Source organism: Streptomyces ardesiacus (assembly GCF_003112575.1).
Lineage (GTDB): Bacteria > Actinomycetota > Actinomycetes > Streptomycetales > Streptomycetaceae > Streptomyces > Streptomyces ardesiacus.
On record NZ_BEWC01000005.1, the window covers coordinates 478,237 to 490,550 of the forward strand.

The 12,314-nt window shown below is 70.1% G+C and carries 9 protein-coding genes; 2 read left to right on the forward strand and 7 right to left on the reverse strand.

Annotated elements, in window-relative coordinates; all coding sequences use genetic code 11:
• Nucleotides 1-110 precede the first annotated feature (110 nt).
• A complete protein-coding gene (locus tag Sdi02f_RS18765; RefSeq protein WP_030403070.1) occupies nucleotides 111-728 on the forward strand; it encodes a GNAT family N-acetyltransferase in 618 nt (205 codons plus the stop codon).
• Nucleotides 729-804: 76 nt separating this feature from the next.
• On the opposite strand, the gene trxA is transcribed toward Sdi02f_RS18765, so the two are convergent.
• The 7 genes from trxA to Sdi02f_RS18800 all read right to left on the reverse strand — a co-directional run bounded on the left by trxA (nucleotide 805) and on the right by Sdi02f_RS18800 (nucleotide 10,620).
• A complete protein-coding gene (trxA, locus tag Sdi02f_RS18770; RefSeq protein WP_031040003.1) occupies nucleotides 805-1,137 on the reverse strand; it encodes a thioredoxin in 333 nt (110 codons plus the stop codon).
• A gap of 40 nt (nucleotides 1,138-1,177) precedes the next feature.
• The gene (gene trxB / locus Sdi02f_RS18775) at nucleotides 1,178-2,146 is read right to left on the reverse strand and encodes a thioredoxin-disulfide reductase (RefSeq protein ID WP_030403072.1); all 969 of its coding nucleotides are present in this window, start codon (nucleotides 2,144-2,146) and stop codon (nucleotides 1,178-1,180) included.
• Between the two features lie 160 nt (nucleotides 2,147-2,306).
• Nucleotides 2,307-3,179: an RsmA family anti-sigma factor gene (locus tag Sdi02f_RS18780; RefSeq protein ID WP_037825204.1), complete on the reverse strand. Its 873-nt coding sequence runs from the start codon at nucleotides 3,177-3,179 to the stop codon at nucleotides 2,307-2,309.
• Nucleotides 3,176-3,901: an RNA polymerase sigma factor SigM gene (sigM, locus tag Sdi02f_RS18785; RefSeq protein ID WP_108933695.1), complete on the reverse strand. Its 726-nt coding sequence runs from the start codon at nucleotides 3,899-3,901 to the stop codon at nucleotides 3,176-3,178. The genes Sdi02f_RS18780 and sigM overlap by 4 nt, the downstream gene beginning before the upstream one ends.
• A gap of 27 nt (nucleotides 3,902-3,928) precedes the next feature.
• Entirely contained in the window at nucleotides 3,929-5,623 is a 1,695-nt protein-coding gene (locus tag Sdi02f_RS18790; protein ID WP_108933696.1) for a protein kinase family protein, read from the reverse strand.
• Between the two features lie 138 nt (nucleotides 5,624-5,761).
• Entirely contained in the window at nucleotides 5,762-8,167 is a 2,406-nt protein-coding gene (gene murJ / locus Sdi02f_RS18795) for a murein biosynthesis integral membrane protein MurJ (protein WP_030403076.1), read from the reverse strand.
• A 44-nt stretch (nucleotides 8,168-8,211) separates the two neighbouring features.
• Nucleotides 8,212-10,620 (reverse strand): DUF6049 family protein, encoded by a 2,409-nt coding sequence (locus tag Sdi02f_RS18800; protein ID WP_108933697.1) that lies wholly within the window; start codon nucleotides 10,618-10,620, stop codon nucleotides 8,212-8,214.
• A 226-nt stretch (nucleotides 10,621-10,846) separates the two neighbouring features.
• Between Sdi02f_RS18800 and Sdi02f_RS18805 the strand changes: the two genes are divergently transcribed.
• Entirely contained in the window at nucleotides 10,847-12,292 is a 1,446-nt protein-coding gene (locus Sdi02f_RS18805) for a CCA tRNA nucleotidyltransferase (RefSeq protein WP_031185111.1), read from the forward strand.
• The last annotated feature ends 22 nt before the right edge of the window (nucleotides 12,293-12,314 follow it).

Consider the following 12,314-nt stretch of genomic DNA (forward strand, 5'->3'; position numbering starts at 1 on the left):
GGCTTGGGGCTGGGCGCGGTCGGTGGGTTCGTCGGAAGCCTGCTCAGGGAACGGAGCGCTCTGACAGCCGCCCGCGATGCGGCAGGCGAAGGAAGCGAGGAACAGCCTTCATGGGCCGCCGGCTCGTACCGCTCACGCTGGACAACCTTCAGGACCTTCCCTCACGCTGTCGCTCGTGCGTCTTCTGGGAACTGGATCCCGTCAGCGGCGAGGCCGCGGTAAAGGCGGGCACACCCGCTCTGGAGAAGGAGTCCTGGATCTCCGCCGTGCTCCTGGACTGGGGGTCCTGCGGTCGGGTGGTTTACGTCGATGACGTGCCGGTGGGTTTCGTTCTCTATGCACCCCCGGCCTATGTGCCGCGCTCTGCGGCCTTCCCCACCAGTCCGGTCTCCTCGGACGCGGTCCAACTGATCACCGCCTTCGTGACGCCCGGGTACCAAGGGCAGGGGCTGGGCCGGGTGATGGTCCAGACGGTTGCCAAGGACCTTCTGCGCCGGGGATTCAAGGCGATCGAGGCGTTCGGGGATGCTCGCTGGAAGGAACCCGCCTGCGTCCTGCCGGCGGATCACCTGCTGGCGGTGGGCTTCAAGACGGTGCGGCCGCATCCCCGGTATCCGCGGTTGCGGCTGGATCTTCGGTCCACGCTCTCCTGGAAGGAGGACGTGGAGATGGCGCTGGACCGCCTGCTCGGCGCCGTGCAGAAGGAACCGGTGTTGCGTCCGCTGTAGAGGGCGCCGGGGAGGCCGCTGTAAGCCGAATGGGCCGACCCGTTCGGGTCGGCCCATTCGTGTTTCACGTGAAACGTCAGTCGGCGATGAAGTCCTGGAGGTCACGGACGATCGCGGCCTTCGGCTTGGCGCCGACGATGGTCTTGGCGACCTCGCCGCTCTGGTAGACGTTCAGGGTCGGGATGGACATGACGCCGTACTTGGCAGCCGTACCCGGGTTCTCGTCGATGTTCAGCTTGACGATCTCGATCTTGTCGCCGTACTCGGCGGCGATCGCCTCGAGGGACGGCGCGATCTGGCGGCACGGGCCGCACCAGGCGGCCCAGAAGTCCACCAGGACGGGCTTGTCGTTCTTCAGGACGTCTTCCTCGAAGGAGGCATCGGTCACGTGCTTCAGGGTGCCGGCCACGGCGGGCTCCTTTAACTGAGTGGTGCGGGGGATGGGGTGGTCAGACGGCGGTCTTCTCGGGCTCCGCCTTGTCCTCGTCGCTGAGGGCGGCGAGGAAGCGCTCGGCGTCGAGTGCGGCGGAGCAGCCGGTGCCCGCGGCGGTGATCGCCTGGCGGTAGGTGTGGTCGACCACGTCACCGGCGCCGAAGACACCCGTCAGGTTGGTGCGGGTCGAGGGCGATTCAACCTTCAGGTAGCCCTCCGGGTCCAGGTCGAGCTGGCCCTTGAAGAGCTCGGTGCGCGGGTCGTGGCCGATCGCGATGAACAGGCCGGTCACCGGCAGGTCCGAGAGCTCGCCGGTCTTGACGTTGCGCAGCTTCAGGCCCGAGAGCTTCTGGTCGCCCTGGACCTCGGCCACCTCGCTGTCCCACACGAACGTGATCTTGGGGTCGGCGAAGGCACGCTCCTGCATCGCCTTGGAGGCGCGCAGGGTGTCGCGACGGTGGACGATCGTCACGGACTTCGCGAAGCGGGAGAGGAACGTGGCCTCCTCCATCGCGGTGTCACCGCCGCCGATCACGGCGATGTCCTGGTCCTTGAAGAAGAAGCCGTCACAGGTCGCGCACCAGGAGACGCCGCGGCCGGACAGGGCGTCCTCGTTCGGCAGGCCGAGCTTGCGGTGCTGGGAGCCGGTGGTCACGATGACGGCCTTGGCCTGGTGGACGGTTCCCGCGGTGTCGGTGACGGTCTTGATCTCACCGGTGAGGTCGACGCTCACGACGTCGTCCGGGATCAGCTCGGCACCGAAGCGCTCCGCCTGGGCCCGCATGTTGTCCATGAGCTCGGGGCCCATGATCCCGTCCTGGAAGCCGGGGAAGTTCTCGACCTCGGTGGTGTTCATCAGTGCTCCGCCCGCAGTGACGGCACCCTCGAACACCAGCGGCTTGAGCGACGCTCGCGCGGTGTAGAGCGCCGCCGTGTAGCCGGCGGGCCCGGAGCCGATGATGATCACGTTTCGGACGTCGCTCACGGCTTCATTCCTCGTCTCTGGACTGCGTCTTCAGGGCCGGGTGGAGCTGCACTCGGAACTCTCACCCCACCTAACGGATCCTACGGGGCGCGCATTCCCGCTGTGTCCGGGCACACGACGACAGGGCCGGGCCACCCGGGAGGGGAGTCGGACCCGACCGCTACGGACGCGCGTAGGAGTGCTGCAGAAGGATCTTGGCCTCGCCGATGGCGGGCTGCTTCACACACGCCGCATCGGCAATGTAGGCGGTGACGCGGGTGTCGTGGGCGGCATCGGGCAGTACCACGAGCAGCGCTTCCTTGCCCTGGTAGACGCCCTGCTCCGTGGCGATCGCCGCGTCGTCGCGGCCGATGCCCCGGCGGATGCACTCGGGCACGGTCGGCTGCTTGAAGACGTGGTTCTCGGCGGTCTCGCCACCGGTCTCGGACTCCATGCCGAAGCTGCGCGGTGTGGGCGACTCGTTCTGAGCGCTCCCGCCCGCGACGAGGCCGGTGACCTTGTCCTGGAGATGCCCCTCGGAGAAGGTGTCCGAGAGTGCGGCGGTCTGCTGCTCGTGTGCGGTGTCGCTGGACGGGCTCTCCCCGGTGAGGGAGGACACGACGACCGAGCCGAGCCCGATGGCGGCAGCGGCGGCCACGGCGCCGAGTACAGCGACCCTTCGCCGCACGCCTCGCCGGCGAGCCTTGCGGCCGGGGCCGGTGGAGGAGTGGCGGGGGTGCCCGGTCGGTCGGTCGACCGGTGTCGATGTTTCACGTGAAACATGCGCGTCGTCGGCCGCGGCCGGTCGCGGTTCGGCAGCCAGGGCGGCGTCGATACGGGCGGCCACGTCGTCCGGCATGGCGGCCGGGGGCGGCAGCGTGCCGAGCAGGCCCTGAATCTCCTCCAGCGACGCGTAGACGTCCGCACAGAGTGCGCAGCTCTCCAGATGCCGTCGTATGTCGGTGGTCCGTGCACGGGGGAGGATGCCTTCGGCGAGGTCGGAGATCTCCGCGACATCCGGGTGCCCGGTCATGTCTGCCGTCGACGACGTCACGCTCGTCCACCTCCGCCCTTCACTGCGGCTGAATCGCTCGGCTCTGCCTCCGGCGGTCCCGCACGCTGCGGTCCCGCTGCGGGTGGGACGGCTGTCCCCCGTGTCCGGTTCCGCTCCGTGCTCGGTTCCGTCTTCGCCTCGCTGCCGTCGGGCCGGAGGTGGGTGAGCAGGGGCAGGAGCCTGGCTCTTCCCCGGGCACACCGGCTCTTGATCGTTCCGGTCGGCACGTCGAGAATGCGGGCGGCTTCCGCGACGGGGTAGCCCTGCATGTCCACGAGGACGAGGGCGGCCCGCTGGTCGGCGGGCAGGGTGCTCAGGGCCGCGAGCAACTGGCGGTGCAGATCATTGCGCTCGGCGGGTGCGGAAGCCGACTCGTGCGGCTCCAGGAGCTGATCCAGGCGCTCCGTGTCATCGGTGGGCGCCGTCTTCCGCGACGCGGCCTTGCGGGCACGGTCCAGACAAGCGTTCACCGTGATCCGGTGCAGCCAGGTCGTCACGGCTGCCTGGCCGCGGAAGGTGTGCGCGGCACGATAGGCGGAGACGAGCGCGTCCTGGACGGCGTCGGCGGCCTCCTCGCGATCCCCCAGGGTCCGCAGGGCCACGGCCCAGAGCCGGTCGCGGTGACGGCGCACGAGCTCACCGAAGGCATCGGGGTCGCCCTGGACGTGACGGGCGAGGAGATCCTGGTCGGCCACTCCGTCATGACTCTCGCTGCCCGCCATCACACCCTCCCCTTGCGGTAGATGCCGTCAGCTGGTCACCGTGACGTCCGCCAGGCGGCCGCGCCATGTCCCGTCCGCCTGCACCGGCAGATCGGTGAGCCACACCAGGAGGTACCGGCTCTGGAGGGCCTTGTCCGGCTTGAGTTCCACTGTCGTTCCCGAACCCCCGGCGACCTTCTGGTAGGCGTCGAAGGAGGTCGGCTCCGTCGTGGCGTCCTTGCCCGCGCTGCGCAGCTCCACAGAGGTGTTCCCGAGGAAGGTGACGGTCACCTTTCCGACCTGCTGGACCTTGCCGAGGTCCAGGATGACGCCGACCCCGGGCTTGAGACGGCCGAAGTCGGAACTGAGGTAGTAGGCCGTCTGCCAGTAGGTGGACTTGTCTCCGTCGTAGACATTGCCGATGTCGGACGGCTTCTCGGACTGGTCGCCGAAGGGGTCGAAGTCCCGGGCTCCGGTGATGGCGACCGGCTTGCCAGGCACCGGGGCCTGGGTGTTCTTGTCGTTGTCGCCGTCCACGGTCTGTGTCTGGTTCGGGTCGTCGGCGCTGCCGCCCCGGTCCATGAGGGCGTCCGCGAGCTGCCAGCTTCCGAGACCGAGCGCGGCGATCAACAGGGCCGACACGCCCCACTTGAGGGCCTTGCCGGTACGGCTCTGCAGCGGGGGCGGTGGCGTCGGAACGGGCTGCGTGGCACCGATGTGCGGCGCCGGACGGCCGTACGCCCCCTGCTGGTAGGCCGTGCGCTGGTACTGGGGCGGGGCGGTGAACGCCGGCTCCGGCGGGCGGATGCGCGGCATCTCGCCGATCGCCTTCACCAGTTCCTCCGGCGTCGTGCACGGGGACTCGTGGCGGGAGGCGGTGGCGCCGTCGTTGGCGAGCGCCCGCATCGCCAGTTCGGACAGGCCGCGGTGGACGCCGGCCCGCACCTGGTCCGGAGGGATCAGACCGATGTCCTTGGGCAGCCCGGCCAGACCGTGTGCGTCGGTCTCGTACGGCCAGCGCTGGGTGAGCGTGGCGTACAGAAGGGCGCCGATGGCCTCGGTGTCGGTGCGCTGCGGGGTGTCGGAACTGATGCCGCGCAGTGCGGCGTTGACGGCGAGACCGCGGATCCGCCACTGGCCCGTCGAGGTGCGGAGCACTGCGTTGGGGTTGAGGCGCAGATGGGCGAGGCCCTCGCGGTGGGCGGCCGCCATGGCCGACGCGACCTGGCTGACCATCTGGTAGGCGTCGTAGACCTCCAGTGGTCCGGAGGCGAGGAGCGCGGTCAGCTCGGTGGCGTCGGGGAGCCATTCGTGCACGACGTAGACGAGGTCGTTGTCCTCGACGGCGTCCAGTACCTGGACGAAGCGGGGGTCGCCGAGCAGGGCGGCGGAACGGGCCGCGGCCAGCACCGAACGGGCTCGCGCGTGGTCCGCCGGAAGGAGGTGGACGCCGACGGCGCGGCGCAGCTTCTCGTCGACGGCCCGCCAACTGCTGAAGCCGTCCAGACGGGTGACGCACTCCTCGAGACGGTAGCGTCTGGCGAGCTTGTGCCCGCTGTGCAGTTCGGGAGGCGAGGTCTTGCCGGACCCCTCGCTCGTGGGGCTGCCCTGTGCCTCGTCGCTGTCCGTGTCCCGCTCCCGGTTGTTGGCCACCCCGTCGGCCGTGGACTGGTCCGCCTGTGCGGTCAGCGGCTTGTCACCGCTGTTGTCTGCCACGTCGACGGCAGTGCTCCGTTCCGCCACCGTCGTTCCTGCCTCCCCAATCCGTGCGCGTCGGCCGACCCCGATCCGCGCGTCCGACGCCGAACCCAATTGTGCCCACAGTCCGCCGCTATGCACGACACACGGCAGCGGACGATGGTTGTGCGCCTACCCCGGGTCTCAGCGTCCCAGGCGTCCGCGCACCATGCCGACCAGAGAGTTGACTTCCTCGATGCGCATACGGCGGGCGGCGACGAAGAAGACACCGAAGAGGAGCACTCCGCCGGCCACCAGTGCGGCGAGCGAACCCACGGCGCCCTGGCCGAGCGTCTGGCTGATCCCGTAGCAGGCGGCGCCACCGATCAGGGCGGCCGGCACGGACGCGATGCACAGGCGGGCGTAGGTGCGCAGCACCCGGGCGCCGTCCAGGTCACCGCCGAGCCGCTTGCGCAGCCTGCTCCAGGCGACACCCACGCCGATCACGTAGGCCAGGCCGTAGGAGGCGGCCATGCCGACGACGGCCCAGCGGGAGGGCAGCAGCAGGTAGCACAGACCCGAAGCGGCGGCGTTGACCACGGCCACGATGACGGTGTTGTAGAAGGGCGTCCGGGTGTCCTCGTAGGCGTAGAAGGCACGCAGGACGACGTACTGCACGGAGTACGGGATGAGACCGAGGCCGAAGGCCATCAGCATGTAGCCCATGTTGGTCGCTTCGCCGGTGCCCGACGAGCCGAACATGAGCGTGCACATCGGGATGCCGAGCGCCAGGAAACCGAAGGACACGGGAACGATGGCCACGGCGGTGGTGCGCAGTCCCTGGGAGATGTCGTCCCGGACCGCTCCCCCGTCCTCCTCGGAGGCGGAACGGGAGATGCGGGGCAGGAGCGCGGCCATGAGGGAGACGGTGATGATGGCCTGCGGGAGTCCCCAGATGAGCTGCGCGTTGGCGTAGGCGGCGAAGCCTGTGCCGTCGACGGGCGATGCCTTGCCCGCCGCGGTGGAGAGCTGGATGACGATCATGGCACCCGCCTGGTTGGCGAGCACGAAGAGAACCGTCCACTTGGCGAGGGTGATGGCCTTGCCGAGCCCGTGCCCCCGCCAGTCGAAGCGGAGGCGGAGCCGGAAGCCCGTCTCCCGCAGGTACGGGATCATGGCCAGGGACTGCACGATGAGGCCCAGCAGGACACCGATGCCGAGCAGGCGCTCGCCTTCCGGCGGGATGCTCGTGACCTTCATCCCCGAACTCTCGGCGGTGCCGTAGACCCAGATGAACATTCCCAGGGTCACGATGATGACGATGTTGTTCAGGACCGGGGTCCACATCATCGCGCCGAACCTGCCACGGGCGTTGAGGACCTGGCCCATCACCACGTGCAGACCCATGAAGAAGATGGACGGCAGGAAGTAACGGACGAAGGTGATGCCGACCTCGTTCGCGGCCGGATCGCTCGCCACGGGATTGGACAGGAGCCGGATGAGCAAGGGAGCGGCCAGCACCGTGATCAGGGTCAGGGCGCCCAGTGCCACCATGACAAGGGTGAGCAGGCGGTTGGCGTAGGCCTCGCCACCGTCCTCGTCGTCCTTCATCGCGCGCACGAGCTGCGGTACGAAGACCGAGTTGAGCCCGCCACCCACGGTGAGGATGTAGATCATCGTGGGGAGCTGGTAGGCGACCTGGAAGGTGTCGCCGAGCAGGCCGACGCCCAGTGCCGAGACGATCAGCGCCGACCTGACGAATCCGGTCAGTCGCGACACCATCGTGCCCGCCGCCATCACGGCGCTCGACTTCAGCAGCCCGCCCGCACGCCCGCCCTTCTTGGGCGCGGCGGCCGGCGGAGGCGCGGCGGCGGGCTCGGGCTCCTGGAGGGGAGCCTCGGCAGCCTCCGGGGTGGGCGCCACCGCGTACTGGCCGGGCGCGGGCGCCGCGTGCTGGCCGGGCGCGGGAGCGGCACCGCCGTACTGGGTGTGCGCCGGAGGACTCCCGTACGGGCCGGGGCCCTGGTAACCGCCGTACTGTCCAGGAGCCGGTGGGGTGCCGTACTGCTCCGGGCCCGCCGTCCCGGCGTGCGGTGCCGGGGCCGGGGCGGATACGGCCGCCTGGTCGTCGTACGCCGGGTGGCCGCCGCCCTGCTGCTGATCGCGGAACAGGTGCGCGAAGGCGTCCGGCTCGTGACGCTGGTCACCGGCCTGGCCGACCAGGTCGTCCACGCCGACGAACTGGGTCGTCCGGGGGTCGTCGCCGTACGGCAGGTACTGCGTCGGGCCCTCCGGTTCGGGAGCCGGGGTCTGGGCCCAGAGGCGGGGGTCGGGGGCGTGGGGCGGCTGGGAGGGCTGGGAGTACAGGGGCTGCTGCGGGTACGTGCCCGGGGGCGGAGGGGGGTGCGCGGCGCGGTCGTAGAGCGCCTCGGAGACCGGGTCCTGGGCGGACAGGTCCTGCGCCCGGTAGGGGTCCTGGTCGTAGGCGTCCTGGAGGTACATGTCCGCGGGCTGCTGCGGCGGCGTCCGGCCGGGGTCCGGGGGCGGACCCTGGGGGTGTCCCGAGCCGTCCGCGGCACGACCGCGGTCACCGTCGTACGGCGCGTTCATGGTTACCCCACCTCATCGTCCCGGGCCGACCGGCCACGACATCCTCAACGGTCCACTCTCTCACCCGTGCCGGACGGGTCGGCGCTTTCCGCTGCGGTGTCCGGTGTCGGGTCACTCGGCTGCTCCGGGTCGCCGGCCCGGGCCGGTGCCCCCGAGTCCTGTGTGAGACGCGCTTCGGGGTCGTCCGGGTTCGCCGGGGCGTCCTCGGAGCTCTCCGACTCCTGCGGCGCCCCCGACCCGGCCTCGTCGCCGGCCTTCTCGGCGGCCCGGGCCGCGGCGCGCTTGCGCTGCGTGTACATCCGGAAGCCCGCGAGGACGAGCAGCAGGACGCCGCCGCCGATGACGAGCATCACGGTGGCCGTGATCTCGGTGACCTTCACGTCGAAGGTGACGGGCTCGCCGTACGGCCGTCCGTCCGTCGTGTAGAGCTGGGCGATCACCGTCGCCCGGCCGTTGGCGTTGGCCGACGTGGTGAACTTCACCGACTGGCTGTGGCCGCCGGAGACCGAGATCGGCTGCTCCTGGTAGCGGGCGCCGCCGATCTCCAGACGTGTGGGGTTCGTCGAGGTGAGCCGCAGGACCAGGGGGCCGACGTCCTGCACCAGGTTGTTCTGCACCGTCACCGGGATCGTGGCGCTGCGGCCGGAGAGCTTCGTCTCCGACTTGTCGATCAGTCTGACCCGGCTGGTCAGCCCGTCGAGGTACGACTTCACTCCGGCGCGGAACGACGCCGCGTCGGAGGCCCGGCCGCGCCAGGACACGGAGGTCTCACGGTTCAGGGCGCGGCCGAAGGGGGTCACGACCCGGGACGGGTCCGAGAGCACGACCTTGAAGCTGTCGAGCGCGTCCTGGGTCCGCGCGGTCTCCACGAAGGCCGACTTGGGCAGCTCCTTCTTGCGCAGCGCCGAGGGGTAGGAGGAGGTGCCCGGGACCTTGGTGGTGGCGTCCGCGTCCGGCTTGGCCGCGGAGGCGGCGGCCAGCTTCTGGGACTGGGACCAGGTGCCGCTCTGGAGGGTCCGCAGCGCTTCGGCCATCGCGCGGGCCTGGCTGCCGGAGGGCATGCGCTGCGGGGCGATGACGACGCTGCGCTGCTTGTCGGTCTGCCGGCCCAAACCGAGGCTCTGGGCGAGGAAGTGCTGCACGGCGAGCGTGGAGGCGGACGCCGTCGTCAGGTCGCCCTCGAACGCCGTCGACAGCCGGGCGTCCGCCACGACGGCGGTGGTGCCGCCGCCGATGGGGCGGGCGGCGGACGGCGTGTAGGGCAGTCCGTTGCTCTCCTGGAGGCTGTCGCTGCGGGCGATCACCTTGTCGGCGCCCGCGGAGGTGGCGACCTTGATGATCGACCGGTCGACGGCGCCGTCCACGGGCCAGGCGAAGTCGGTGCTCGGTTTCACGTGGAGGATCGGCTCGACGGTGTTGGCGACGACGTCCGTCGCGTCCTTGAGCTGGCTCAGGGAGCCGGTGACGTCCGTGCCGTTGTGGGCCAGGGACGCCAGGTCGGGGTCGGCGAAGGGGAGGGCGACGACCTCCTGGTCGGCCACCGCGTCCTGCAGGTCGGCGAGCCACTGCTTGGCGACCGCCTGGTGGGTGCCGGCGGTGGTCTTGTCCCCGTCCCGGACGCTGTAGCTGCCGGTCATCGCGTCGACGGACGCGAGCAGGTCCGGGTCGACCACCCAGGTGACATCGAGATCCTTGCCCAGGGCCACCATCTGGTTGAGGCGGCCGCCGGGAGAGATCTCCTTCGCCAGGTCGTCGTTGAGGAAGACCGGTGTCTGCTCCTCGTTCGGCCCCGTTTCGGCGGCCATGTGCGTCGTCGAGACGAGCGGCCACAGCGCCGTGGTCTTGGTTCTGGTGTCGGCGCCGTCGGGCTGCCACGGCAAGAAGGTCCGCTGGATCCCGAGGACCTGCTGCCAGGGCTGTGCGGAGGTCTCACCGGAGAGGGAGACCGCGAACTCATAGACCCCGTCGGAACCGAGGTTGAGATCAACCACCGGGACGGAGATGTTGAAGTGCTCGGCGACGCCGGGGGCGAGCTTGGAGAACTTCTCGGTGTACTTGTTGTCGATCTCCGGAGGGATGGAGCCCCGGAGGTCGTCGCTGTCCTTGGCGATCGCGTCGACGGAAGAGCGGGTGTCGATCTGCGGCCCCACACGCAGGCCCACGTGGGCGTCGGTGACGGCTCGCTTGCCCCGGTTGGTCACGGTGCCCGACACGGTCACCGTGTCCCCGTCCGTGGGCGCGGAGGGGGTGAGCGAATCGACGGCCACCGCGACCGAGCTTGAGCCGGAGTCGGCGAGGGCGGCGGTCGCCTCCCGGGCGTGCGCCGGGGAGGCGGCGGACATCTGGACCAGGCCGGTCAGCAACGGCGCCCCGGCGAGCAGTGCCGTGGTGCGCCGGAGCCACCGGCGGGCAGGTGAGGCACTGGTGCCCTGGAAGTCTGCCGCCTCGGCCACGCGCTCGCCCGTCCCTCGTCGTGATCAGTGGTCGTCGGAATGTGCGTCCACGCATGGTAACGATGTGCGCCGAAGGGAAGTGCCGCGGAGTACGCCACAAGATCCGCTGCGGGAACGGGGTTCCCTGTATGTGCCCCTATAAAGGGAGCGGTGCCGAAGTGGGGGATTCGGTGCGCGCCTGATGGAGGCGGCTGTCTCCCGCCCGGGCCACGTACCCTGTCCTGTTGTGCCGAACGCCAACGAAGCCAGCCCCAGTGTCCTGAGCCAGGAGCAGCACCGAGCGGTGAACGAGCCGCTGCGGATCGCCCCTGTCGCCGACGATCTAGCCCGCCGTTTCCAGGAGGCGGGGTTCTCGCTCGCCCTGGTCGGCGGCTCGGTCCGGGACGCCTTGCTCGGGCGGCTCGGCAACGACCTGGACTTCACCACCGACGCCCGTCCTCAGGACGTACTGAAGATCATGCGTCCGTGGGCCGACGCGCTCTGGGAGGTCGGTATCGCCTTCGGCACGGTCGGCGGGCAGAAGGACGGCTGGCAGATCGAGGTGACCACCTACCGCTCGGAGGCGTACGACCGCACCTCGCGCAAGCCCGAGGTGTCCTACGGCGACTCCATCGAGGAGGACCTCGTCCGGCGCGACTTCACGGTGAACGCGATGGCCGTCGCGCTTCCGGAGAAGGAGTTCATCGACCCGCACGGGGGACTCGACGACCTCGCGGCCGGCGTGCTGCGTACTCCGGGGACGCCCGAGGACTCCTTCTCGGACGACCCGCTCCGCATGATGCGGGCCGCGCGATTCGCCGCACAGCTCGACTTCGAGGTGGCTCCGGAGGTCGTCAGGGCGATGCAGGACATGGCTGGGCGTATCGACATCGTCTCGGCCGAGCGGGTCAGGGACGAGCTGAACAAGCTCATCCTCTCCGCGCACCCCCGCAAGGGACTGACCCTGCTGGTGGAGACGGGCCTCGCCGAGCGGGTCCTGCCCGAGCTGCCGGCCCTGCGGCTGGAGCGTGACGAGCACCACCGGCACAAGGACGTCTACGACCACACGCTCATCGTCCTGGAGCAGGCGATGGCATTGGAGAGCGAGGGCCCCGACCTGACCCTGCGCCTGGCCGCCCTGCTGCACGACATCGGCAAGCCGCGCACCCGTCGCTTCGAGAAGGACGGCCGGGTCTCGTTCCACCACCACGAGGTGGTCGGCGCCAAGATGACGAAGAAGCGCATGGTCGCGCTCAAGTACTCCAACGACCTGGTGAAGGACGTCTCGCGCCTGGTCGAGCTGCATCTGCGCTTCCACGGATACGGCACGGGCGAGTGGACGGACTCCGCGGTCCGCCGCTACGTACGGGACGCCGGGCCGCTGCTCGACCGTCTGCACAAGCTGACGCGGTCGGACTGCACGACGCGCAACAAGCGCAAGGCCGCGGCTCTCTCCCGCGCGTACGACGGTCTGGAGGAGCGCATCGCACAGCTTCAGGAGCAGGAGGAGCTGGACGCGATCCGCCCGGACCTGGACGGCAACCAGATCATGGAAATCCTCGGTGTCCGGCCCGGCCCGGCCGTCGGCCAGGCCTACAAGCACCTGCTGGAGCTGCGCCTGGAGAACGGGCCGATGGGCCACGACGCTGCGGTGGCGGCACTCAAGGACTGGTGGTCCGCACAGCAGTCATGACGAGGCGGAGGGATGTTTCACG